Origin of the sequence: Pseudomonas sp. p1(2021b) (assembly GCF_020151015.1) — a bacterium.
Classification (GTDB): Bacteria; Pseudomonadota; Gammaproteobacteria; order Pseudomonadales; family Pseudomonadaceae; genus Aquipseudomonas; species Aquipseudomonas putida_K.
In genome coordinates this window covers 740609-764241 of sequence record NZ_CP083746.1, presented here as the reverse complement: position 1 = coordinate 764241, position 23633 = coordinate 740609, and the positions used below count along the sequence as shown (strand labels likewise).

At 59.0% G+C, this 23633-nt stretch carries 31 protein-coding genes and 1 tRNA gene; 7 read left to right on the top strand and 25 right to left on the bottom strand.

What is annotated here, in order from left to right:
• Positions 1–167: 167 nt before the first annotated feature.
• The 19 genes from K8374_RS03585 to K8374_RS03495 all read right to left on the bottom strand — a co-directional run bounded on the left by K8374_RS03585 (position 168) and on the right by K8374_RS03495 (position 12660).
• A complete protein-coding gene (locus K8374_RS03585) occupies positions 168–623 on the bottom strand; it encodes a hypothetical protein (protein WP_224457952.1) in 456 nt (151 codons plus the stop codon).
• Positions 620–1219, bottom strand: coding sequence for a tail assembly protein (locus K8374_RS03580; protein WP_224457951.1), 600 nt, complete (start codon positions 1217–1219; stop codon positions 620–622). The genes K8374_RS03585 and K8374_RS03580 overlap by 4 nt, the downstream gene beginning before the upstream one ends.
• Before the next feature lie 71 nt (positions 1220–1290).
• Positions 1291–2193 (bottom strand): hypothetical protein, encoded by a 903-nt coding sequence (locus K8374_RS03575; protein WP_224457950.1) that lies wholly within the window; start codon positions 2191–2193, stop codon positions 1291–1293.
• A gap of 39 nt (positions 2194–2232) precedes the next feature.
• Positions 2233–2832 (bottom strand): hypothetical protein, encoded by a 600-nt coding sequence (locus K8374_RS03570; protein ID WP_224457949.1) that lies wholly within the window; start codon positions 2830–2832, stop codon positions 2233–2235.
• Complete coding sequence (locus K8374_RS03565) at positions 2829–3131, bottom strand: hypothetical protein (RefSeq protein ID WP_224457948.1); 303 nt, start codon at positions 3129–3131, stop codon at positions 2829–2831. Before K8374_RS03565 ends, K8374_RS03570 begins: the two co-directional genes overlap by 4 nt.
• Before the next feature lie 352 nt (positions 3132–3483).
• Positions 3484–5280, bottom strand: a complete 1797-nt coding sequence (locus K8374_RS03560) for a DUF927 domain-containing protein (protein WP_224457947.1) — start codon at positions 5278–5280, stop codon at positions 3484–3486.
• Positions 5267–6157, bottom strand: a complete 891-nt coding sequence (locus K8374_RS03555) for a toprim domain-containing protein (RefSeq protein WP_224457946.1) — start codon at positions 6155–6157, stop codon at positions 5267–5269. The genes K8374_RS03560 and K8374_RS03555 overlap by 14 nt, the downstream gene beginning before the upstream one ends.
• Positions 6154–6381, bottom strand: a complete 228-nt coding sequence (locus K8374_RS03550; RefSeq protein WP_224457945.1) for a hypothetical protein — start codon at positions 6379–6381, stop codon at positions 6154–6156. The genes K8374_RS03555 and K8374_RS03550 overlap by 4 nt, the downstream gene beginning before the upstream one ends.
• Positions 6374–6661, bottom strand: a complete 288-nt coding sequence (locus tag K8374_RS03545) for a hypothetical protein (protein ID WP_224457944.1) — start codon at positions 6659–6661, stop codon at positions 6374–6376. Before K8374_RS03545 ends, K8374_RS03550 begins: the two co-directional genes overlap by 8 nt.
• Before the next feature lie 284 nt (positions 6662–6945).
• A complete protein-coding gene (locus tag K8374_RS03540) occupies positions 6946–7161 on the bottom strand; it encodes a hypothetical protein (protein WP_224457943.1) in 216 nt (71 codons plus the stop codon).
• A complete protein-coding gene (locus K8374_RS03535; protein ID WP_224457942.1) occupies positions 7158–7451 on the bottom strand; it encodes a hypothetical protein in 294 nt (97 codons plus the stop codon). The genes K8374_RS03540 and K8374_RS03535 overlap by 4 nt, the downstream gene beginning before the upstream one ends.
• On the bottom strand, positions 7448–7615 hold the full coding sequence (locus K8374_RS03530) for a hypothetical protein (protein WP_224457941.1): 168 nt from the start codon (positions 7613–7615) through the stop codon (positions 7448–7450). Before K8374_RS03530 ends, K8374_RS03535 begins: the two co-directional genes overlap by 4 nt.
• Positions 7616–7932: 317 nt before the next feature.
• A complete protein-coding gene (locus K8374_RS03525; RefSeq protein WP_224457940.1) occupies positions 7933–8595 on the bottom strand; it encodes a KilA-N domain-containing protein in 663 nt (220 codons plus the stop codon).
• The gene (locus tag K8374_RS03520) at positions 8592–8972 is read right to left on the bottom strand and encodes a hypothetical protein (RefSeq protein WP_121757528.1); all 381 of its coding nucleotides are present in this window, start codon (positions 8970–8972) and stop codon (positions 8592–8594) included. The genes K8374_RS03525 and K8374_RS03520 overlap by 4 nt, the downstream gene beginning before the upstream one ends.
• Positions 8973–9230, bottom strand: coding sequence for a helix-turn-helix transcriptional regulator (locus K8374_RS03515; protein ID WP_224457939.1), 258 nt, complete (start codon positions 9228–9230; stop codon positions 8973–8975).
• Between the two features lie 102 nt (positions 9231–9332).
• A complete protein-coding gene (locus tag K8374_RS03510) occupies positions 9333–10439 on the bottom strand; it encodes a hypothetical protein (protein ID WP_224457938.1) in 1107 nt (368 codons plus the stop codon).
• A 177-nt stretch (positions 10440–10616) separates the two neighbouring features.
• A complete protein-coding gene (locus K8374_RS03505) occupies positions 10617–11930 on the bottom strand; it encodes a tyrosine-type recombinase/integrase (protein WP_224457937.1) in 1314 nt (437 codons plus the stop codon).
• Between the two features lie 161 nt (positions 11931–12091).
• Positions 12092–12167, bottom strand: a tRNA-Thr gene (locus K8374_RS03500).
• An 82-nt stretch (positions 12168–12249) separates the two neighbouring features.
• Complete coding sequence (locus K8374_RS03495) at positions 12250–12660, bottom strand: pilin (RefSeq protein WP_224457936.1); 411 nt, start codon at positions 12658–12660, stop codon at positions 12250–12252.
• Positions 12661–12880: 220 nt separating this feature from the next.
• Here K8374_RS03495 and K8374_RS03490 point away from each other — a divergent pair, with 220 nt between their 5' ends.
• From K8374_RS03490 to yacG, 4 genes are read left to right on the top strand one after another with little or no spacing between them, the layout of a single operon-like run.
• The gene (locus K8374_RS03490) at positions 12881–14089 is read left to right on the top strand and encodes a type II secretion system F family protein (RefSeq protein ID WP_224457935.1); all 1209 of its coding nucleotides are present in this window, start codon (positions 12881–12883) and stop codon (positions 14087–14089) included.
• A gap of 1 nt (position 14090) precedes the next feature.
• Complete coding sequence (locus K8374_RS03485; protein ID WP_224457934.1) at positions 14091–14957, top strand: prepilin peptidase; 867 nt, start codon at positions 14091–14093, stop codon at positions 14955–14957.
• Positions 14957–15580 carry a dephospho-CoA kinase gene (gene coaE, locus K8374_RS03480; protein ID WP_084857051.1) on the top strand — a complete coding sequence of 208 codons (624 nt, stop codon included), beginning with the start codon at positions 14957–14959 and terminating at the stop codon, positions 15578–15580. The genes K8374_RS03485 and coaE overlap by 1 nt, the downstream gene beginning before the upstream one ends.
• Complete coding sequence (gene yacG, locus K8374_RS03475) at positions 15577–15777, top strand: DNA gyrase inhibitor YacG (protein WP_224457933.1); 201 nt, start codon at positions 15577–15579, stop codon at positions 15775–15777. Before coaE ends, yacG begins: the two co-directional genes overlap by 4 nt.
• Positions 15778–16000: 223 nt before the next feature.
• Here the strand turns inward: yacG and K8374_RS03470 are convergent, their stop codons facing one another.
• The 6 genes from K8374_RS03470 to K8374_RS03445 form a co-directional block, all read right to left on the bottom strand.
• Complete coding sequence (locus K8374_RS03470; protein ID WP_224457932.1) at positions 16001–16357, bottom strand: hypothetical protein; 357 nt, start codon at positions 16355–16357, stop codon at positions 16001–16003.
• A gap of 218 nt (positions 16358–16575) precedes the next feature.
• Positions 16576–16932, bottom strand: a complete 357-nt coding sequence (locus tag K8374_RS03465) for a hypothetical protein (protein ID WP_224457931.1) — start codon at positions 16930–16932, stop codon at positions 16576–16578.
• Between the two features lie 567 nt (positions 16933–17499).
• Positions 17500–17865: a hypothetical protein gene (locus tag K8374_RS03460; RefSeq protein ID WP_224457930.1), complete on the bottom strand. Its 366-nt coding sequence runs from the start codon at positions 17863–17865 to the stop codon at positions 17500–17502.
• 729 nt (positions 17866–18594) lie between these two features.
• Positions 18595–19569, bottom strand: a complete 975-nt coding sequence (locus tag K8374_RS03455) for a hypothetical protein (protein ID WP_224457929.1) — start codon at positions 19567–19569, stop codon at positions 18595–18597.
• A gap of 9 nt (positions 19570–19578) precedes the next feature.
• Positions 19579–20067: an Hcp family type VI secretion system effector gene (locus K8374_RS03450; protein ID WP_224457928.1), complete on the bottom strand. Its 489-nt coding sequence runs from the start codon at positions 20065–20067 to the stop codon at positions 19579–19581.
• Between the two features lie 382 nt (positions 20068–20449).
• A complete protein-coding gene (locus K8374_RS03445; RefSeq protein ID WP_224457927.1) occupies positions 20450–21130 on the bottom strand; it encodes an energy-coupling factor ABC transporter permease in 681 nt (226 codons plus the stop codon).
• A gap of 141 nt (positions 21131–21271) precedes the next feature.
• Here K8374_RS03445 and K8374_RS03440 point away from each other — a divergent pair, with 141 nt between their 5' ends.
• From K8374_RS03440 to K8374_RS03430, 3 genes are all read left to right on the top strand, one after another.
• Complete coding sequence (locus tag K8374_RS03440; protein WP_084857037.1) at positions 21272–21901, top strand: DUF1780 domain-containing protein; 630 nt, start codon at positions 21272–21274, stop codon at positions 21899–21901.
• A 132-nt stretch (positions 21902–22033) separates the two neighbouring features.
• The gene (locus tag K8374_RS03435) at positions 22034–22207 is read left to right on the top strand and encodes a DUF3094 family protein (protein ID WP_084857035.1); all 174 of its coding nucleotides are present in this window, start codon (positions 22034–22036) and stop codon (positions 22205–22207) included.
• Positions 22208–22291: 84 nt separating this feature from the next.
• On the top strand, positions 22292–23587 hold the full coding sequence (locus tag K8374_RS03430) for an NAD(P)/FAD-dependent oxidoreductase (RefSeq protein ID WP_224457926.1): 1296 nt from the start codon (positions 22292–22294) through the stop codon (positions 23585–23587).
• The last annotated feature ends 46 nt before the right edge of the window (positions 23588–23633 follow it).

The following is a 23633-nucleotide window of genomic DNA, read 5'->3' as shown; positions in this document are numbered from 1 at the left end:
GTCTGAGCAGAATAGGTCGGGCCCTTCTGGATCAGTTCACCGGGTGAGTAGCAGCCCGCGACACTGAGGGCAAGAGTTGCGATTATGGCTAGGCCGGTAGAGCGCATGGTTCAGTCATCCGTTACTCAGGAAACGGAAAAGCTAACATGCGACCGACTAAAGCCCAATCAGTGGCTACGCTCTCCGAGCATCTCTGCGCCAGCCGCAACAGCGAACGAATGCCGCCAGTACTCCACAAGGCCGCCCTTGGCCGTTGGAGACAACCCTGTCAGATAGACGACCGCGGGATGATGACCACCCACGGTGCTAATCAGATCTTGCGTATCCACGCCATGGTCGTTGCAGAAATCTGCAAAAGCTTGGTTCGCTGCGGCGATCTGATCGAGACACTCCAGCTTAGCGGCGCCATCCGTAGCTGAACTAGTGAAGTTCAATGCTAGGCCGCGCATCTCGCACTCGAATAGCTGAGCCACACGACATAGCATTCTCGTCGTATTGAGGAACTCCAGGCTTGTGACTTCCACATGCTCTGTGGGGCAGCTGTCTATCAACTGTCGGACCTGGACGTAATCTTTTTGAGCGATAGCTTTGATTGTGAGGCTGATCCTTTCAGGTACGTTCATACCTTGTCCTCCGCAACGATTGAGGCAGAAATGATCGCTCCGCCCCAACGTCGATGGCCGATGCAGATTGGCACGGGGTTTCCACTCGCCACAGTATTCTTGGCGCTGCCGAACGCGTAACTAGGAAGGTTTTCCGGTGCTCCGCTCTGAGAGAGGCCACCAGCCTGCGGGCTAAGCATTTGGATTACGCCACCCGCTGTTGATCCAATACCTGCGGCAAGGAAGGCCGGCTGAGACCCTGGCGCGACAAAAAACGACGCGACGATCAGCGCTACCCCGATGATGGTTTGCAGAACTCCTGCCCGCTTGCTGCCCTGGATCACTGGCACGAACCAAAGCTCCCGAGCGCCACCCAGGTCTAGTTCATCCTGTCCGATGTTTTTGCCATTTTTGAAAATCGCGAACCGCAGCCCTCGACTTTCAGCATCGGCCACGTCTTGGGCGAAGCCCGGATAGTTCACATCGATTGCTTTTACCGCCTCCCTTGTGTCGCCCCGGTCCAGCAGAAAACTCTGCTCCTTGAAGTATTTTTTCCGAAGGAAGCCAAGTAAGCGGATTTTGGTCCTTGGGGTGTAGTGAGCTGCTGTAGCTGCCATGAGTAAACTCCTTGATGCGCCGCTGGCGCTTGTTGTGGGCAACTGCCCAGTGGTGCGATTGATCGGGCTGGTCAACCGATCAAGTTGCAAAGAATTGCCTCTGACTCCGCCATGTCGTCGCGTTGGCTGGCGACCAGGTAGCGGAACACCGCCAGCGCTTCGGCCTTGTCACGGGGTCGTATCTGCGCCAGCAGGCCGAACACAAACCAATCCCGCGCCGTGGCTTCGGGCGGTCCGTCGCTGGCGTCACGGTCTGCGGCGTTGCGAAGGCGGTAAAGCTGATCCCAATACCCCAGCTCGTACAGGCAATCCGCCAGGGTGTGCGGCAGCAGCTCAGGGTGGGCGTTGAACCGGGCGGCTACCTGGCCCTTGTCGAAGTCGAGCAGGGGGCCGCTTTGCTCCAGGCCCCTCAGCGCCTCGATACAGAACGATTCCGCCTCGGTGTCGGCCAGCAGGGCATCACCGAAGCGAGCGGCACCTTCCAGCCTCAGCCGGTGCTGCTCAATGGCCCGAGTGGCCAGCGCCTCCAGGTCAGCGAAGCCGAACGACGACATGGCGGCGAATGGGTGGCCGGGGTTGGTGGCCACCAGGTAATCCCGGTACCGCTTCTCCAGCACATCGAGCGGCGTCCTGATCTTCTTGGCGCCCTCCATGGCCCGCTCAATCAGGGCGACCTGACCGGTGCTGATGATCGAGCGCAGCCACAGCACCGCATCCACCTCCTTATCCCCGGTGACCACCTTCTGCGGCGGCAGCTCAGGCACGCTCGGCAGGGTCTCGGTGCTGGCGCTGATCGGCGGCAGGGTGAACATGGCGCGATGCTGCTCGTTGTCGCGGAACGCCCCTGAGCGTGAAACCAGGGTCTTCACCGTCCCCAGTGGCAGGCCGGTAATCTCGGCCACCTCACGCAGCGAGTGACGGCGGCGCAGGTCCAGTACCTGCTGGCGCTGCTCATCTGAAACCCGGTGTCTCATTTTTTCGGCTGAATCAGCCTGTTTCAGCATGACCATGGCTTACACCACCCTCAGTTTCGGTGGCAGCTTCGGCCCGAGTGGCGCCCCAGGGGCGAACGGGTCAGGCAACACTCCATCGGGGCAATCCCTGATGAAGTCCGCCATCGCCGCATGGCAGGCGTTGAACAGCGGCGCGTCATTCCACTCTTGCCCCCGGCGTTCTGCGCTGTCCTCCAGCGCATGAGCGAACACCAGGTCTTCCAGGCTAGTGACGCCCTCCCGCCTGGCCTGCTCGCGCTCAACGGTGTTCACGCTCAGCAGATCGCACATGCGCTCGAACCCCAGAGCAGCAGCCAACCCGTTATGGTCGAACAGCAGTGATTGGCCGAATCCGGCCAGCGCGGCCACAGCCTTGCTGCGCTCATCCTCTCGGTGCGCCTGTGCCTGTTGCTCCAGATCGGCAATGGCCTGGCGGGTGAACGGCAAGAACGCTTTCAGCTTGCCCGCCTGGCGGCGCATGGCACGTCGCTCAGAGTGGACCGTATCGAGGTTGCGGCTGATGTTGCGGCAGATGCGCCGGGTGGTGATGAGTTGCGTGCTGGCGCTGATACCGGGCTTTGAGGCGATATCGCACAGGCGCATGGTCGGAGTGGGCGTCATGGGTTGGCCTCCATGGGCGTGTTGTCGTAGGTGGTGCGCAGCTCGGCACCAATCGGGCAATAGCGGCCACCAGGCGCATAGCAGCCCCGGCAGGTCATTACATGGCTGATGTACTGGTCGCGGGCCTGGCGCCATTCAGGGGTGGCATTGGCAGCGTTGGTGTACGGGCTGGGCGGCAATGGCGCAGGCTCGACCAGCACCAGGCGAGGGCGATCCGGGATGCGTTTCGCCATGGATGGTTTGCCAGCGCCAGCACCGTTCGGCGGCATGTGATTGAGCAGGTCGGAAAGGAGGCTCATGGCGTCACCATGCCCTGATAGCTGCTAATCAAATGTTCCTGTGAATTCAAAAAGTGTGGGAACAGTGGGAACAGTGGGAACGCCCCAGTAAATTCGAGGCCTCCAGGGGTGTTTTTCTGTTCCCAGTTTGTTCCCACCCCGTTTTTAGTGGGAACTGTGATAACCAAACAAGGCAGACTGGCCGCGCCCTTATATTGGAAAGCGATTGTGTGTTCCCACTTGTTCCCACTCTTTTTATTAGGTGGGAACGGCTGGAAGCCCCGGATTTCAAGGCTGTTCCCACTGTTCCCACTGTTCCCACCGAATCTAGGTTCCTGTGAATATGGGCAATCTCGGCTAGTGGCGTTGGTGGTCATACAGCACCACCTTCACTGTCCAGGGCTTCGGGGTCGATCACATACAGCCAAGGTGAACCGCCACCCGGTACGCGGTACTTCTTGGCGTGCCGCTTCCGATCCGCTCCACGCTCAGCAATCGCGCTGGCGCCATCCAGCGCTTTCACGATGCGGCTCAGCCCGTACCCATGCGCTGCCTCGATCAATGCCGACTTGTTGAACAGGTACAGTTGCTTGCCGCCTGAGACTTTCCAGTACCCGGCCCGGTTGAACACCTTGGCGTCAGGCGTCTGGTCATTCACGTCCGAAAACCGGCTACTGCCGTGCTTGTCGATGAAATCGAGGATGCCCGCCAGTATCTGGCGATCCTCGGCATTGCCACCGCCCACCCGGCTCAGCCATTCGCCATACAGCAACTGGCAATCGGCCAGAGCGCTACCCGGCGTCCAGGGCAGCAAGTCATAGGCGATGGCCATTTCCCCCGCCAGCGCGATCACTGCGAAGCGATCCGCCACCCGTCCGGCTTGGGCGTTGTCTTCAACAAACTGGGCGCGGATACCGGCGAAGTCTTCTAGCAGGCCGGGGCGGTCGTCGCTGGCCAGCAGCTTCTCCACGAATGCCGGGCCGATGTGCCCGTGGTTCGCTCCCACAGCCACGGTGAGCTGGCGGTGGAAGTCGGCTCCCTCCAGGCCGTGCAATTCGTCGAAGGCGCGGTGTGTACGCGTACCGGCGTTCACGTCCACCATGCGCAGCTCAGCGCCAGCGTGGGCGGCGTTGCCGCTGATGGCCGCGTGTTCAGACAGGGAACGCTCACCGCTGGAGAGTGCCAGCAAGCGCCAGCTCAGTTTGCCGCGTGCCTCCCGGTCACGGGTCATGGTGCCCTTGCCCTGGCCGTTGGCGAGCGAATAGGCCATTTCCTGTACGCGCTTGGGGTCAGCCCGTTTGATTTCGTCCAGGGGCAGCATGGTGTCGTTGCGGCTCGATGCCTCGATTTCCAGACCGCCCTTGGTCATATCCCACGATGCGGCGAATATGCCGGGGTCGCCCCATACGGATGAGCCGATCAATTGCGCCAGTGACTTGCCGCTGGAGCTGTCGCCCACCAGGTGAACACCGCCACCCAGCACGCCCACCAGGCTCAGCAACGGGCCAGCAAGGGCGCAGCCAATGGCAAGGGTGAGTACCGGATTGCCCTCGCACTTGGCCGCAACTTCGGCCTTCCAGCCGTCCAGGCTCCCGCGCACGCTGAACAGGTTCTGCCCCTTGCCGCTGGCCTGATACCGCACCTTGTCACTGCCAATGGTGCGGCCAGGCAGCACAAACGCGCCCGACTCATGCCAGCCGGGGCGGCAGGTGGTGGCGAACACTTCGGCGGGGCGCTGGTCCAGCAGGTACTCCATGAACTGGCCGCGCTTCTTCAAGGCGATGATGACGCCCATCCCGAACAGCGTCCGCCTGGCGTCTTCACCACTCCCGCCGAACACCTCCATGGGGATAATCCAGTCCTTGGGGCCGCTGTCGGTGAGCAGGCGCAGATACCGGCCTTCGCTGCCATCGTCGCTGTTGGTGGTGCGAGCGGCCACGGTCACGGGGGTGGCGATCCATTCGTCAGTGATCGGGCGGTCGGCCTTGTCGTCGTCGCTGTCATCGTCGCCAGCGCTGCGCTTGAAGCCGTGCCAGTACACGCCGGGCTTGAGCCTGCGGCCCTTCTCATTCGTTACCCAGTGCTCATACACACCCCAGCACGGGCGGTCAGGCTCAACCCTGGGCGCCTCGGGGCGCAGATTGATGACGTTGGTTTCAGGCGGGCGCATGGTGGCACCTCCAGGCGGCTAGGTCGTTGAAGTCGGAAAGGGTCAGCGGCGCATCGGCGGGCCACTCGGGGAAGGTCACAAGGCCACCACACGCGACAGCGGCGTCATGGGCAGCGGTACGCCCCGGATTGCCCTTGCCTTCGGCTTCGGTCTGGCGGTCGTCATCACCCGCGACGATGATTTCGGTGTCGGGGTAGTCGGCCCGTAGCGCCAGCGCCACCGGTTTCAGGTTTCCGGCATTCATCGCGCAGGCGACGGTATAGCCGCTCTCGTGAAGCGTGGCGCCCGTGGCCCACCCCTCACAAATGCACAGTGGCTTGCCCGGCGTGATGCGCCCCAGCGGCGAGTAGACGCCATTGATCCGCCCGCCATACAGAAAGCGCTTGTCACCGTCCGGGGCGATCCGTTGCAGGTTGACCAGCACGCTCCCGGCATACAGCGGCACCAGCAGATCGTCACCACGCTGGCGCAGGCCGTGGGCACGAATGCCCTTGGCGGCCAGGTAAGGGTGGGCCGGGTCAGCACGGCGAGCGTCACGCCACCAGCGTTGAGCCTGGCCAGCCGCTTTGAGCTGGCGCCGTTGCCGTTCGGCTTCGCGCTGGCGCCGGGCCTGCTCGATGCGCTGGCGCACCTGCTCAGATTCGCGGGCGTCTACCGGCTCACGGCTACACCAGGTGCTGGTGCCGCCCGTCTTCCAGCTCCCGAACGCACCCGAGGCGATGCCATCGGAAAATAGGCAGTACCAGCCATTGAGCGTGCCGGGCTTGTCGCCGGGGACGTGGAAGCGGTGAATGTCGCCATCGTCCAAGGGCAGCCAGTCGAGCGGCCCATAGGCCGACTGGAGCACGTCATGGAAAAGGATCGTCGCGTCGGTCATGCGGCCCCCAGCGGCGGCGTGAAGCGCTTGGCCAGCCGGTCCAGTTGGTTGGTCAGGCGCTCCAGCTCAGGGCAGTGACGACCAGCGTCACCCTCGGCAATGCGCAGTTCGAGGAAGCCCACCAGGGTTTCCACCAGCAGGGCATAGCTGGCGCTGTCGATGTAGGCACCAGCGGTCGGTGGGCCACCGGCACCCTTGCGACGAATGGGCGTGACCTTACTCATGGCCACCCCCTTGGCGATCAGCACCAGCGAAGGCCCGGCAGACATGGCCATTGTTCACCGCGTGCCAGTAGGTCAGATCGTCCAGCGATTCGACGAGGCAGGCCGTCACTACGGCCTCAGCACTACGCAAAACTACACGCCCACACTCGGCATCGGCCTGGCTCAAGAACGGCCCCAGCAAGGCCCGCTCGGCCTTCGGATGGCTCACGTAAAACAGCTCGGTGGCTTTCTTCGGGCAAGCCGATCCCGTCAGCGCTTGCGCACTGTTTTGATTTTCCATGGGTTACTCCCCGTCGAAGTCGATAGGCGCGGGCTGTTGGCCCTGGATGAGGTCCCGACCGAACAAGGCTCGATTCAGTGCCTTTCGATCCTCCGCCCAGGCGTCGTAATCAGCGTGCTTACCGAATGGCCCGGAACTGGCCCATTCCGGCAATTCCTTGTGAAGGCGCAATTCGTTGAGGCACGCCCACCAGCTCGATACGTGTTTCCGTTCTGCGTCGAGCAAAGCCGCAATGGCTTCACGTTGAGCAGGATCAAGCCGGACTAGGCAATCGTTAGCGGCGCTCACAGCTCACCCCCTTGCTCAGCAATCACGCCGTCCAGCATCTCAGCCCAGGCAATGGCGGTGTGCTGCGCCATTACGGCGGTGACGCGGGCGACGATGATTGGCGTAGCCGGTGAGGCGATCACAGCGAGCGCCATGCTCAGCAGAACTAGCACGCCTTGTACGTCGCGCAGGTCGTCTTGGGTGTCGTCAGCCATGTGGATGATGGAGGTCATACGATCACCTCATCATCCATTCCGGCACGCTCGCCTACAACGCCATACGAGGCTCCCAGGTGGCGATGAGCCCAGCAGAAATTACGGCTGAAAATTCGGACCTGCTCCAGGTGCCGTGCAATGTCGCACATCGGCCCTTCCGTATGGCTCGAACACATGGGGTAGAGCAGCTCGTAAAGCTTGTTGAATTCATCCCTGGCAAAGTTCATCGAGCACATGGCGCGGGCGTCGAGCACCGCCTCAGACAGCACCTCGCCTTCAAGGGGCGCAACGCTTGGGAAGTGGTTCATTGGGCACCACCTTGCGCTTCCAGGGCGCGGGCTTTCGCCATAGCGGCGTTGTAGCGCTTGAGGCGAACGCTCAGCGAGCTGTCGGCATGGAGTGCGGCGATGGCCATAGCACGGTGGGCAGCGGCGCGGATACGGATTACGGATACAGCGATAGCGTCTTGCACGGGTACAACTCCAAGTTTGGTATGGAGCTGCCACGAATCGTCGCCAAACGAATGGTGGCAGCTGTGCGCAGGTTGGCGAACCGGGAACTTGGAACCCGGCAGACCCGAAGGTCTCCCACGCACAGCCGCCATAACACGGAACTGCGGGCACAAAAAAACGCCTACAGTCGTGATGGGGCGCTTGTGCGCCAAGTTGCTCGGGTCGCCAAACCCGGTCGCTGAATTTGCAGCGACGGGCCGACAATACATGCGGGTGGAAGTGGATGCAACCCCCTGTTTCAGATTGGACAATGGCTCTGCTTCGCGGATCGCGGAATTCATGCGGCAATCCTCCGCTGGTGCTTGTCCTGCAATTTACGGACGTAGGCCAGCAGGTTGGTCTTGCGCTCGGCATAGGTCATACCCGCGCAGATCAGCCCCGAATCGCGCAGCTCGGCAAGGGTGACAATCTCAAGCTCGGCAGCGTTTAACTGGTCACGGTCCCGGCCTGCAAACGAGCCGGTGATAACCTGATTGATGAGCCGCGACTCGTTGATGAAGTGGTGTTTCTGAGGAGTCTTGCCTTGGGCCTCGCAGTTGAGCGCGATGGCGTCACACACGGCCTTGTGACCGATGGCGGCCTCACGCCGGGCGCTGGCCCAGGACTTCATGTCACCGCGTAGCAGGGCGTCTACCTGCTCATCGCACCAAACAGCGAAGTCCACCGAAAGCCACCGGGCAAAAGCCACGGCCAATTTCGGGTGAAGCCAGGTGCCTTGGTTTTTACCGCCGCGCTTGGTCATCGACCAGGCGTTACCAGATGATCCGGTAACGGTGCGACGGTTGAGTGCTTCCAGGTATTCGAAGGTCGAGGGGAGGCTAAGCCAATCGTTTGGCCGCTTGCCGAAACGGTCAGCAATCTCGGTTGCATGAAGCCAGCCGTCACCGTTGAACCGCACGGCCTGGCCTTCGTAGTCGAGTGGAACGATACGAGCGCTCATGCGGCCACCTTCTGGCGTTTTGCCGCACGGTTGAACATCAGCGCCAGCACCTTGTCCGCGTGCTCATGCGAGCTTTCCAGCAGGCGGTAACGGGTACAGTCGCAGGGGGCGCCCCAGTTGTTGGGCGACTTCTCGGGGATGTGCTCGAACACCAGGCCGTAACTGCTCTCAAGCACGGGAATGGTCGAGTTCAGGCAGGTATCACCTACCCAGCGCGGCGCCTCGAACCGGTTGAGGGTGCCGAAGTGGCGGACGTACACCAGGACGCGGGCGATCTTGGTTGGGGCAGTTTCCAGCAGTTGGGCGGGGCTGGCGCTGGTGGTAATATCGCCTTGCGACTGGCTGCGTTTCTCTTCGGGGATCGTGGCCTTTTTCATTTACGCCACCTCGCGCAATGCGATGCGCTGGCGAACCCAGGTCTGAATCTCAGCCAAAACGAATCCCACGGGCGAGCCACGCGACTTGCTGTTGCTCAGCGATACCGGCTTGGGAAAGGTCGGATCATCCTTGAGGCGCTTGTAGACGGTGGCGCGGGCCAAGCCGGTGATGGCCTCGACCTCGGGAAATCGGATGATGGTGTTGGCAGGGTCGAACTGCGGAGCACTGGTGGCCTGGATTGGGCTGATCTTGCTCATGTCTGTATCCCGTTGTAGATGGTGGCGGGATCAGATTGAGACTCCAGGCTATGTGTCAGATAGGGGTGACATAGTGTCAGGTCATACTGTCACCTCGACCTGTCAGGTGTCCGCTTGCAGGTTCGGCCTGATGGCAGTGGCCAGCACAATGGCCTTACGTGCCGGTTCACCATTGGCTTGCCGCTCCAGCCCCAATAGCTCCCCTAGCTCGATGCCGATTTTCTTCTGGGTCGGCTGGCGCTTGTCCGGCGTGTAGTTCGCCCAATGCTTCAAGGCGGCAGCGCACATTGCTTCCAGCTCCTTTGTCGCATAGGGGAAAGTGATCCCCGCTGACAGCGGCGAATCTTCGTTGTCTTGCGCGCACGCGCAACGGCAGCTTTCCGCCCGCTCCATTCTCTCAGCCAGTCGAGCATTGTGCTCATCTTCCAGCTCGTCGCGTAGCTCCATAGCCAGGCTCTCTGCATACTTTCGCGCTAGTTGCTCATGCTCCACAGCGCCATTCAATTCAGCCACCGAGGCCTTGCTTGATTCCAAAGCATCTTGGTAGAAGTCGGCCTTCGCCTCCATTCGGTCAAACCGGTCTGCGAGTTCTTCGGCCAGCTTTTCAGCTTGCTCTGCTCGAAGCCATGCCGCTTCCCGAGATGATCGGTCTTGCTCGGCTGTTTCGCGCAACGTTTCCAGCTCCGCCTTGTACTTGTCTGTCAGATACCAAGCGTTCTCTTTGGCCTCGGTGGCCTTTTTCAGCTGCTCGCGCAGTTCGTCCATGTCTTCGGAGGTGGGCTGATTGGCTGCTCCATTCATCTTGTGCGCCAATGCCTGAATATCAGCCGGTTTGAAGATCGGGAACACGTCAATCATTACAACCGAAGCTGCCCACTCGATCTTCTCTCTGTAAAAAACACCTTTGTCATCGGTCCATGTTGCTTCACCAAAAAGCACTAGATGGCTATCTGCCATCCTGCCGCATTCATGAAGGCCTGACGGCGTTCTTACTTCTTGGATGCCATAGCCCGAAACGGTTTGAAACCATGTTTCTTCATCAGTACCACTGAGGTGGCGATTGAGCTTGATGTAGACGGAACATTGTTTGGCAGCGCACAAGCTGATTAGATCATGTTGTGTGACGGGCGACTCTGTTAGCCCTTGCAACCAATCAATAGCCTGGCTCATATCCAGCCAGTTGAGCAGCGGATATATCTTGTCTGACATACGCCCTCCCAGGCGCTCCCAATCTCGAATAGATCGGCTGGTCAGGCGGATGGGAAGTCCGCTTTTCGCTCCGTCGAGCTAGGCCAGCCGAAAACCGTTGCCTGCTCGAATACTGGCTATCCGAACAGTAATGGCATTCAGTCTATATCTGTCTACGCGAACAATGGAAGGCCCGCATCAGGCCCTCTTGATCGACACTACATTGCCATTCTGCTCAGCACGATGCGCATAGTCGTATGGGGTAACGTGCTTCTCGCGGTTCGCATCGAGGTAATCCGCCCACCACTGAACCATCAGCCGGCGCTCCTCGATGTACTCGGCTTTGTGGATGTACGCCGCTCGCACGCTGTTGCGTTCTTGGTGGCTCATCTGGCGCTCTACCGCGTCCTTGCTCCACAGACCCGACTCGACCAGCGCGGAACAAGCCATAGCCCTGAACCCGTGGCCGCACACCTCAGTCTTGGTGTCGTAGCCCATGCGCCGAAGCGCCTTGTTCACCGTGTTCTCGCTCATGGGCTTCCAGTGGTTGCTGTCACCCGCGAATACCAGGTCAAAGCGCCCGGTGAGCTGGCGCACCTGCTCGAGCGTGGCCAGAGCCTGGCGACTCAGAGGCACCAAGTGGGGTGTGCTCATCTTGGAGCCGCGATGCGAGTTCTTCACGCCCTCGATCTGCTGGCGCTCGCCGGGGATCTCCCACATGGAACGGCCGGTGTCGATCTCTGGCCAGCGAGCAAACCGCAGCTCACTGGACCGGATGAAGACCAGCAGGGTGAGCTGGGTGGCCAGCCGGGTCAGCGGCCGGCCGGTGTCGCTGTCGATTCTTTGCATCAGCTCGGGCAGCCGATCCAGCGCCAGCGCAGGCCGGTGAACGGTCTTGCGTGTGGCGGTTGCGCCCTGTAGGTCCACCGCTGGGTTGGTGTCTATGTGACCATGCTGTACAGCCATGCGCATGATGCCGGTCATGTACTGCCGTAGCCGTCCGGCAGTATCCAGAACTTCACGTTTCTCCACTGCTTTTAGCGGCGCCAGTAGGTCGCGCGTTTTCAGCTCAGCCACCGGACGCTGGCCCAGGGTTGGCAGCAGGTACGTTTCAATGCGCCGCCACACCGTCGCGGCATGGCCTGGCGACCATTTTTTAGAGCAGGCGTCGTGCCAGTCCTTGGCCAGCACGCCGAAGGTATTGGCCCTGGCATTCGCTGCCTCGAATTTCTCCTGTTTGGCGTTCTCAATCGGGTCTTTGCCATGCGCCAGCAGCTCCAGCGCTTCGGCCCGCCTTTCTCGGGCAGCCTTGAGAGACAACGCGGGGTAGCTACCGAAGGTGGCCAGCCCCTCCCTGCCATCCGGTCGCTTGAACTTCATGCGCCAAATCTTGCTGCCATTCTTCTTGACCAGCAGGAACAGGCCTTGGCCATCGAATAGGGTGTAGTCCTTGTCCCGTGGTTTAGCAGCCTCGCATTTGGGGTCTGACAGGGGCGTAACGGTGCGTGCCATAGGTATACGTTTTCTCGTCGAACCGGCGTATACCCTAACGTATACCTAAAATCGGTATATGCCTAGAGATAGAACGAGACAGGCAGAAACAAGAAAGCCCGCACTTGGCGGGCTTTTCAGGGAGTTCCGTGTACAAGGAGAGACGTATCGGAACAGCTGGATGGTGCCGGAGACAGGAATCGAACCTGCGACCTTCGCGTTACGAGTGCGCTGCTCTACCGACTGAGCTACACCGGCGTGAGCGCAACGCTACCACTGCCGCGGGCGTTACGCAAACCCCTGTTTCCCCTCGCTTATTCCTCCTCCCCTGGCGCCAGCCTCAGGCGCCCTTGCAGCCGTTCGGCGCGAGGTCTTCTTCCACCGTGGTGGTGCAGCGCCAGCCGGTGGTGGTGCGGGTCAAGGTCAGGGTCTTGCCGAGTACGTTGGCCGGTGCATCGGCGAGGGTACAGGTGATTGCCGCGGTGCCGTCGGCTGCGGTACCACGCGCGGTGATGGCGCAGTGGGCGGTGGTGGGCTGGCCGCCGAGGGCGGTGACGTCGGCGACGTCCTTGCCTTCGTTCAGGCGCAGTTCCATGGCGGTCTTGAGTGCGGAGATTTCCGCAAGGCCGGCGCTGGCTTTGGCGCGGGCTTGCTGGTTGGTGTACATGGGAATGGCGATGGTCGCCACGATGCCGATGATCGCCACGACAATCATCAGCTCGATCAGGGTGATGCCCCGTTGCCCTTTCATGAACGCTTTTCCTTGTTGATACGGCTATGCCTTGGATCCAATCTCGGACACCTAGGACAGACAGGCGCGCAGTAGAGCCGAACCGACACCTTTTGTCACCCCTGCCCGCCTGGATGCCGGGCTCGCTGGACTACTCTAGTGACCAACAGGGAAACCCGCCCGGCCATGGGCACGGCAAGCTGTTACGGGGCTTGTCGGCATTGCAATAAAGGACTTTTGCATGAGCCATTCGACACGCGTGTACGCCTGGGAAGGCACCACTATCAACGGCAACAGAATCAACGGCCGCACCGAAGGGCGCAGCCTGGCATACGTGCGGGCCGACCTGCAGCGCCAGGGTATCCGCGTGGGGCGGGTGCGGCCTGCGAGCCGCGTGCAATGGCGCTGGCCAGCAGGGCGTGGCAAGGCGGATGCGGCGGGGTTCAGTCGGCAGCTGGCGACTTTGCTCAAGGCGGGCGTGCCGCTGCTGCAGGCATTCGAGGTGATGGGGCGCAGCGGGGGCGATGAGCACCTGGGTCGGTTGCTGGCGCAATTGCAACAGGATGTTGGCGCGGGGCTGGGCCTGGCCGAGGCGCTGCAACGCCACCCGCTGTGGTTCGACCGGCTGTACTGCAATCTGGTGCGGATGGGTGAGCAGTCCGGCACGCTGGATGAGCAGCTCGAGCAACTGGCGGGCATGCTGGAGCAGCGCCAGGCGCTACAGCGCCGGGTACGCAAGGCGATGCTCTATCCGTTGCTGCTGTTGCTGACCGGGCTGGGAGTGTCGGCGCTGTTGCTGCTGGAGGTGGTGCCGCGATTCCAGGGGTTGTTCGCCAGCTTCGATTCGGCGCTGCCGGCGTTCACGCAGTGGGTGATCGACTTGTCCACAGGGCTTGGCCGTTATGCGCCTTGGTTGGTGGCGGTGGTTATGTTGTTGATGGTGGGCGTGCGCGAGCTTCACCGACGTCATGCGCCGGCTCGCCTGTGGATAACACGCCAGGCGTTGCGGGTGCCGGTGCTGGGCAAGCTGCTGGGGCAGGCGGCGTTGGCACGCTTTGCACGGGGCCTGGCCACGGCCTATGGGGCTGGGGTGCCATTGCTCGATGCACTGGGTACAGTGGCGACGGTGTGTGGTGGGCAGGTGCATGAGCAGGCGGTCTTGCGCCTGCGCCAGGCCATGGGCAACGGCCAGGGGTTGCACCAGGCGATGGGGGCGGACCCGCTGTTCCCGCCTCTGCTAGTGCAGTTGGCAGCGATCGGTGAATCCAGCGGCACGCTCGACCAGATGCTGAAAAAAGCCGCCACGCACTACGAAGAACAAGTCAGCCAGGCCCTCGACCAGTTGACCAGCCTGCTGGAGCCCGCCATCGTGCTGGTCCTCGGCGTGGTGGTGGGTGGCCTGGTGGTCGCCATGTACTTGCCGATCTTCCAGTTGGGTAACTTGGTCTGACATGAATCTCTGGACTTTTCTCGCCGGCCAGCCGGCATTGTTTTTGACTTTTGCAGGCCTGCTGGGTCTGCTGGTCGGGAGCTTCATCAATGTGGTGGCGTATCGGCTGCCGATCATGCTCGAGCGCCAATGGCAGCGCGAGGCGCAGGAGGTGCTTGGCCTGCCTGTGCAGGAGCACGAACGCTTCGACCTGTGCCTGCCGGCATCGCATTGTTCCCATTGCGGGCATCGTATTCGTGCCTGGGAGAATATCCCGGTGCTCAGTTACCTGGCCCTGCGTGGGCGGTGCTCGGCGTGCAAGGCCTCCATCGGCATCCGCTACCCACTGGTGGAGCTGGGGTGCGCTGTGCTTTCGGTGGTGGTGGCTTGGCAATTCGGGCCGACGCTACAGGCGCTGCTTGGTCTGGTGCTGACCTGGAGCCTGCTGAGCCTGAGCCTGATCGACAGCGATCACCAGCTATTACCCGATGCGCTGGTCAAGCCGGTGCTGTGGCTGGGGCTGGCCTGCAACACCTTCGGCGTGTTCGTGCCGCTGCCTGAAGCCGTGTGGGGGGCGATCATCGGTTACCTGAGCCTTTGGGCGGTGTACTGGCTGTTCAAGCTGGTCACAGGCAAGGAGGGGCTAGGCTATGGCGATTTCAAGCTGCTGGCACTGATCGGCGCCTGGGGCGGCTGGCAAGTGTTGCCGCTGACGCTGTTGTTGTCGTCGGTGGTGGGGGCAGTGATCGGCGTGTGCCTGTTGCGCCTGCGCAAGGCGTCGATGGGCTCGACCATGCCTTTTGGGCCGTACTTGGCCATTGCGGGCTGGATCGCAATGCTCTGGGGTGATGAAATATATGTCTCTTACATGCAACTGCTTGGAAACTGATGACCACTGCGGCATTTACCCCCTGGATTCTCGGGCTCACCGGCGGCATCGGCAGCGGCAAGAGCGCCGCGGCAGCGCGTTTCGTGGAGCTGGGTGTGCACCTGGTCGATGCCGACCAGGCGGCGCGTTGGGTCGTGGAGCCTGGCCGGCCGGCATTGGCGAGCATCGTCGAGCGCTTCGGGCCTGGCGTGCTGCAGGATGACGGGCAGCTTGACCGCGCGGCCCTGCGCCAGCTGATCTTTGCCGACCCCACCCAACGCCGCTGGCTGGAGGAACTGCTGCATCCGTTGATCGGGCAGGAGATCTTCAGCTACCTGGCCAAGGCCGAGTCGCCCTATGCGATCTATGTCTCGCCGCTGTTGGTGGAGTCTGGCCAGATCGAGAAGACCCAGCGGGTATTGGTGATCGATGCACCGCAGGCGCTACAGATCCAGCGCACCCTGGCGCGGGACAACACCAGCCCCGAGCAGGTGCAGGCGATCCTCAAGGCCCAGGCGGCCCGCGAGGAACGGTTGCGCCATGCCGATGACGTGGTGGTCAATGACCGTGACCTTGGCTGGTTGCATGAGCAGATCGACCGTCTGCACCACTTTTACCTGACGTTACGAGGAGGCCAGCCATGAGCCAGCCGTTGACTGTGGACTGCCCGACGTGCGGTGCACCTGTGGAATGGAGCGAAAAGAGCCCGTTTCGGCCGTTTTGTTCTGACCGTTGCAAACTGATCGACCTGGGGGCCTGGGCGGCTGAGGAACATAAGATTCCGGGGGCGGATGAGTCGGAAGATGAGCTTTATTCTGGGGATCTTGAGCCTCGGCATTGAGGCGCCCTCCAGTCACTTGTGTAATTGGGGCCGCTACGCGGCCCATCACCGGCTGTACGAGCGCCCCCGAAAGCTCGGTTTTTGAAGTTTCCGCGATCTTAGCGGCCAGTAGTCGTAGCCCGCTGAACATTTTATAAAAATTTTAAATTATCGCCGTTATCCACAAGCGCAGCTAAGCATTAACCGCGAGCTTCCATGTATTAAAAAGCTCCACAGAATTTATTTACAAAAAACTCAGCCCACCAAACAAAAGAAACATGACATTCCAAAACCCCCAAAGCGCGACTAATAACCATCTCGTACGTACAGGAAACTCCTCAACCTCCTTGATATTGATTAATCCCCTACGAGCGAAAAATTTTGGGAAAGCCAAAACCAGAGCAATCACCCCGACCCTATGCACCTTACCAATCAGCCCCATCGCCGAAAAATTTTTCTTATTTGCCAACATAAAGTCACTGGTCGGCAATAGCGACTCTAAGTAGTCGACACAACGTGCCGAGACATAACAAAAGACTAAAAAACCGCTAATCATGGGGACATATACAATAAACGCTAGCAACCCAAGATGAATACTCATTCTTCTACAGTCTTGAGCACGGGATCAAAATCATCGCTACAAATAAAAAAATTTCTACCAAGCCAAGATCACCACATAATTAAAAACCCAACCAGATGCATTTACCTCTTTACCCCCTGCAACCAAACGAAAAATTATGAATCAAGACCAATAACATACTTCACCCCCAAGAACACAACTATTTTATATCTTCTCAGACGCTTATACTCAGCAGCATTTCAAAAAGGGGCCAATATAAATAACAGCACACAAAATATTGAATTAAGGTTCCACGTCGAGACTAAAACCCACCTCATGCCAGCAGGGAACTTCCTTAACGCAGCCGTATCAATAGCTCCCCTAAGCGCGTAAAGTTTAGGAACAGTCAAGACCCCAGCAACAACCCCCGTATACATAACTTTACCTACAAGCCCAAACCCAAAGAAAAGATTTTCCCCCTGATCCAGAAACACATCCTCCATTAATGACTCTATATATTCAGCATGGCGATGAGCGATATACACCAAGACTGAAAAATTAAGAATCATTATTACAAATAGACACAAGAGAGCCAAACGTAAATCAATATCTGCCACGCTACCCCCAAAAACGCTTAACTCATCGCCATCCACATACGGAAATAACCGCCCGCTTCGACAGGTATAGCCAAAGCTTCCTATAACCAAGCGTCCCTACGACAAAAGCATGCAGGCTCGGAAAATATAACGCGGCCCGTCGCGGGGCAAGCCCGCTCAACAGTTCATGACTAGCACCTATCGATTGCCGGTATAAACTTAAATTAGGCATCTATCGAGTAAGCAAAAAACATCTCAGCCGCGATTAAAAAAACCATAAAAAACCAGAACGAGCGCTAAAAAAACCCCCAACCAAAATCCATTAACTTCCATTTCGTCACCGTTCTATTTCGCCATATAGATATACACCTATCTTTTCGCCCAACGCACCGATGCCATTCCCTGCCACTATGCCACCTAAAAACCACCAATTATTGAACAGGCAAAAGCTCCCGTTCCAGCAGATGGAACTCCTAGCACCACAGCACAACCTAAGGTACCTAGCGCAGATCCAACACCGCCGCCAACCGCACCGCCAATTATCCCTCCGGCAGCACTACACCTAGCTACAACAAAATCCGAGCCCCGTTATATTCCAATGAAAAAACCAACCCCCAACAATACAAGCAATAGAGCCACCCACCCATTCCATAGAAATATTAGAAACCACTTCATTCGCAAAGGAAAATCTTCTATCTCTTTGAGATTTACCGCCCCCTTACGAGCAAATAGTTTTGGTGCCGTCAAAGCCACTGCTATCGCACCTGCACGCAAAACCTTACCAAGCAGCCCCATCTCTGAAAAATATAACTTATTACCCCTCATATAATGGCTGGTAGGCAGATATGACTCCATATAGTCCACATAACGGGCTGCTACGTAACAAAACACTAAAAACCCACTAATCGCCAATAAAAATAATAACAACACCAACAGTGCCGGGGGAGTACTCATCAATCACCTACACGTTCGTACAAGTATTTCCCAACAAATTCCCCATGATTGCTTCCTAATGCTCCTCCAACCATTCCCCCTACAGCCCCACCTGCAATTCCAAAAAAAAGGCCCCTAATCCATACGTCGAAAAACCCAGCGCCACGCACAATTAGCTCGCAGCGATAGAGCCTACAGTCCCCAACAAAAATCCTTCCCCAACTCTCCCTACGAGCGCTCCCCCTTCGACATATTTCGCTTCCCGGACACTCCCGTCATCGTAACATCAAGCGAAATACCAATAGGCGTACCCAGTTCTGCAAAATTCCTTGAAGTGTTTTTCGCTCCCCGCTTACTCTTAAAGTATCGACCTCATGCTAAATGCATTTAACAAACATCCTTCAAATCACAGAAAGCTAGCGCCCCAATTATAAAAAAGCAAAAATAGAAAACAAACACCAACCACAGTCGCGCAGGTAAAGGGAAACGCTCATAATCATTTAAGTCAAGCAGCCCTCGCCGTATAAAAAACCTTGGAAACGCCAATATCAATGCGATTGAGTAAAGACGTGACATTCTGCCTAGCACCCCCGCACTACCTGGTCCAGTTCGACCACTCATGACCAAAGCACTATTTTGCAACAATGATTCCACGTAGTCCAAGTATCGACCCGACAGATAAGCCAAAGAGCAAGCAGTCAAGACCATAGTTATAAATACAACTATCCCAATCAAGCTGACACCACCCTATCAATTCAAAAAATCATCATATAACCGCAGGCCAATTTTTCCACCATAGTCATTACCAATCTCACCCGCGAGAATTGCCCCTCCCGCTGCACCAATAATGCTACAAGCCAATGCCCCTGTGCCAAGGGACGAAACTCCAATGGCTATGCAAGCCGCCTTGCCAGCTGTGCTGCCCATCATCCCACCGATCGACGCCCCGCTTATACCACCTATTAACGCACCACCCTCCACATAAGTAGCCTTATTGCATTCGCCCTCACGACCAAGCGTGCAGGCTTTATTAATCGATAAAGCTGTGGACATCACATCAAACGACACGCCAACATAAAAACCTTTTTTGAGAAACTTTGTTGCCTTTGCAACTCCATCGACTTTATCAGCGTACCCCTTTATTTCTCCCGCATGGAGATATCGCTTGGTGGAAATATTTAATAACCTTTTCACCGAAGCATCACGTCGCAATCCAGAACCGTATGCAGCTATATTCTTTAATTGTTTTCGAAGTGTCGAGAACAAATCGGCACGTTTCATATAGAATCTATTGCGAGCCTCGGGAGCTTTATCATGGAAATACTCCTGATAGGCATTCTCTATATGCATAAGTGTGTTTTTTATTTCTTTCATATGTTTACTCCAAGCATCACTAACCACCCCCACTCCCAATGATGCATAGCCAAGCAAACTTTTTAAGAAATCAAAATTCTCCAGAAAGAACCCATCTGGGCCGACACCATTCAGCACCAACGTAGCATGAATGCTACTGGCTTCAGCCATCAAAAAAGCCTCATGACTGGTGCAGGACGGCGTAGAAAAGTCGCCCAGAATGACCAATTCACCTTCCGAGACAACACTGTTAAAGATATGTGCATTCAGAATATCAAACTTAGCCGCCGAATAACCTGAAAGCGACAAGCTACTCTTTAGCGTTTCATAAGTCTGGGTTTTAGGGTTAATGAACGACCGGGTTTGAGACATATGAATACCTCACGCGTATTTCTTGTTACCAATTCGGTCCCAACCGCCCGTCACATTGCCGCCACCCGTGCCATCTTCGCGCTTCTGCTGAACATAGGTTGTTTTGATACGCCCGTAATTGAGCTGTACAATTTCGGTCGGCACACCGGCATTCACCTGTTGCGCATAATCAGCAATGATTACCTCTTCGAGAATGACCTCGTAATATTTGAGCTTTTCGCCGCCTGCTCGGCAAAGTGCTAGCTTTACTTCTTTCAGGTGCAGGCCGGAACAGCTAGCCTCCATCAATTTGCAGCTGGCACTATCTAGGTACTTGGTGAACGTAAAATTGGTCAAGCTGGTGCGCCCCGATGTTGCACCACCTGCCGAGCTTGCAGTTGCAGAAGTACTTTGAGCGACGCCGAATTGATAACCAGTGATTTCAATCCACTTGCTGTACTTCTCATCCAGCGCTTCGCCTGGAATTCCATCGATTTGAATGAATGCGTCGAACGACATACGTACCTTCTCCTTGGTCATTATTAAGAGAGACAGACCTCGCAATGGGTCGTGCAGAGCGAGGCTAGGCGCTGGAGATGGGCGCTGCAATGGAGAGAAGGCGGTAAAATGGCAAATCGGAAAGGGACTACGAACAATAAGGAAGAGCTGATTTATATAGTTAGGAAATTGTTTCTGGAAATGCCAAAGGAGCGGGGGCGGACGGGGCCGCTGCGCGGCCCATCGCGGGGCAAGCCCGCTCCTACAGGGAGGGGCTCGGAGTTTTGAAGTTAGCCTGGCTCGGTGGATGCGGCGGCATGGCAAGGGCTTCGCCCTTGATCGCGGGACAACCCGCTCCCACAGGGCTGCGCAGCGGCCGCGCCTTATTGGCTGCGACACGGCCTCAGCGATCTTCGTCGTTCCAAGGTGCCTGCAGGTATCGGGTGCGGTTGAACGTTTCCAGCCATTCCGGGCAGAACACCACCAGCGCGCTGATCACCGTGCCGTTGATGAAGGCCTCGGGGAAAATGATCAGCCATAGGTAACCAATGAAGTCCGACAGCCACTCTGGCATGGCAAAACGCCCATCGAGCCATAGCAGGCCCAGCGCAGCGAGCAGGCAGAGCAGCGCCGACAATGCCGCAGCGAAGAACCCCGAGAAGATATAGACGAACAGGTTACGCGGCTGGGCGCGTTCGACCAGGATGGCGCACACCTCCGTCACCAGCACCGGCAGGCCGATGATCAATAGGCCGTTGACGCCCAGCGCGGCCAGGTCCAGGCGCCCCAAGGCGAGCAGGCCGAGCTGGGCCAGGGCGCCACCGACAATCGCCAATGGCCAGTCGAGCAGAAGGGTCACGGCGGTCATGCCGATGAAGTGGTAGGACACGCCCGTGTCGAAGTCGCGTCGCACCAACCACAGGATGAACAGGCCGAATACGGTGCCGAACAGCAGGTGCTGGCGGCGGCTGTCGCTGAACAGTTCCACCCAGCGGGTGCGGCCCAGGGCCCAGATGAGCAGGGGCACGTAGCCGAGCCAACCCAGGGTGAGGCTGGTGGTGGACAGGACCTGCGCGCTGATCACCAGTTCGCTCCTTCTGCAGTGCCGAATAGGCCGAGTCTACACCCTATCGTTGCCAGCGCCGGCCGGGACGGGTTGGGCGAAGGGCGATTCTTGCGCACAAACAGCATCTTACCGTCATCGATAGCGACTAAGCTTGTTCCCATGGATGACTCAGACTACCTGCGCCTGCTCACCATCCAGGCCGAACAAGCGAATGCGTTTCTGTCCAATGCCCGCAAATGGGAACGCGAGCGTTGGGTGTGCCAACGCCTGCTGCAAGGGCTGAATATTCCCTACCGCAGCGAGGATTTCACCCCGGCCGGCCAGGAGCCGCCAGACGTATTGTTTCGCGATGCGGCGTTCGAGGTGTTCTTTGTGCTCGATGAAGGGCGCCGGCTCAATGACGAGTGGCGCGAGGAGCTGCAGCGCCGGCGCAGCGCGTTTTCCCTGAGCCAGCTGGTGCGCCGCGAGGCCAGGCCACGGCGGATCAGTGCCCAGGAGCTGCTCGGGCGCCTGGCGCCGACGCTGCGCAAGAAGGCGCATAACTATCAGGAGCGGGGGCTGGACCTGGGTGAACTGGACATCATCGCCTTCGCCAGCCTCAAGCGCGAAGTGCTGGACCTCAACAGCCATTTCCCACCCCCGACCGAATACCTGCGCCAGGGTTGGCGGTCGTTGTCGCTGGTGGGGCCGACGTTCGCCCGGGTGTTGTTCGCTCACCCCGATGCGCCGGATTTCCTGCGTGGCAACCTGGGGCGCAGCATCGTCTTCGACGTGGGCATCAGTCTTTGATCCAGTGCCGAGAGTCTTTGCGATGGCGTACACTCGGCGCCAGCGATAGAACGCATTATCATTTGTTTCAAGCGCTTGCGTGAACGCTGTGGCGTGCGCGCAGTCACAAACGTCTATCTGACGAGGCCCACCATGACCAGCCGCCTGAATCCTGAAGATCAGCGTCGCGTCGATGAGTATCTGCGTGCCCCCCAGCATCGAGTCGAGCGCAGGCCCTTCCGGCCGTTGCTGCTCCTTGTGCTGGTGGTCGCGGTGACCATCGGTCTGGGCCTGTTGAGCCGCCTGCTGAGTGGACTGGTGCTATGAGCTGCCTCGCGCTCGCCCTCCCCTCCTGCAAGCCGCGGCCGGCCGACATGGCCACGAATTCCGTAAAACTTGTGAGATATCCCAATGACTCATCGCATCGTGATTGTCGGCGGCGGCGCCGGCGGCCTGGAACTGGCGACCCGCCTGGGTAAAAGCCTGGGCAAGCGCAAGCAGGCCGAGATCACCCTGGTCGACGCCAACCTGACGCACATCTGGAAACCTTTGCTGCACGAAGTGGCCGCAGGCTCGCTGAACTCCTCGGAAGACGAACTGAACTACGTGGCCCAGGCCAAGTGGAACCATTTCAATTTCCAGCTGGGACGCATGAGCGGGCTGGACCGGGAAACCAAGCAGATCCAACTGGCCGCGACCCTCGATGAAGAGGGCCGCGAGTTGTTGCCTGCGCGCACCCTGGGCTACGACACGCTGGTGATCGCCGTCGGCAGCAACACCAACGACTTCGGCACCCTGGGTGCGGCGCAGCACTGCTTGTTCCTGGACACCCGCAAGCAGGCGGAGCGCTTCCATCAGCAGCTGCTCAACCATTACCTGCGCGCCCATGCGGGTGATGTGGCCAGCGAGAAGATCAGCGTGGCCATCGTCGGCGCCGGCGCAACAGGCGTAGAACTGGCGGCCGAGCTGCACCATGCGGCCCATGAACTGGCGGCCTATGGCCTGGACCGCATCCAGCCCAAGGACATGCACATCACTCTGATCGAAGCCGGCCCGCGCGTGCTGCCTGCCTTGCCCGAGCGCATCAGCGTGCCGGTGCACAAGACCCTGGAAAAGCTCGGGGTGACGGTGATGACCCATGCGGCGGTCAGTGAGGTGACCGAGGATGGGCTGAAGACGGCTTCCGGCGAAGTGATCCAGGCCAGCCTGAAGGTGTGGGCGGCGGGCATCCGTGCGCCGGGCTTCCTCAAGGACATCGATGGGCTGGAGACCAACCGTATCAACCAGTTGGTGGTACGCCCCACCCTGCAGACCACCCGCGACGATGACATCTTCGCCTTCGGCGACTGCGCCGCCTGCCCGCAACCGGGCAGCGACCGCAATGTGCCACCACGGGCGCAGGCGGCGCATCAGCAGGCTTCGATGCTGGCCAAGAGCCTCAAGGCGCGCCTGGAGAACAAGCCGCTGCCGAGCTACGAATACAAGGACTATGGCTCGCTGGTGTCGCTGTCGCGCTTCTCGGCGGTGGGCAACCTGATGGGTAACCTGATGGGCAGCGTGAAGCTGGAGGGCTGGCTGGCGCGGATGTTCTATGTATCGCTGTACCGGATGCACCAGATGGCGCTGTACGGGTTCTTCCGCACGGCGATGATGATGCTCGGGAGCAAGATTGGACGCGGCACCGAGCCGCGGTTGAAGTTGCACTGACGATCGCTGGGGGCGCTTGGCGCCCCTTTCGCGGCGCAAGGCCGCT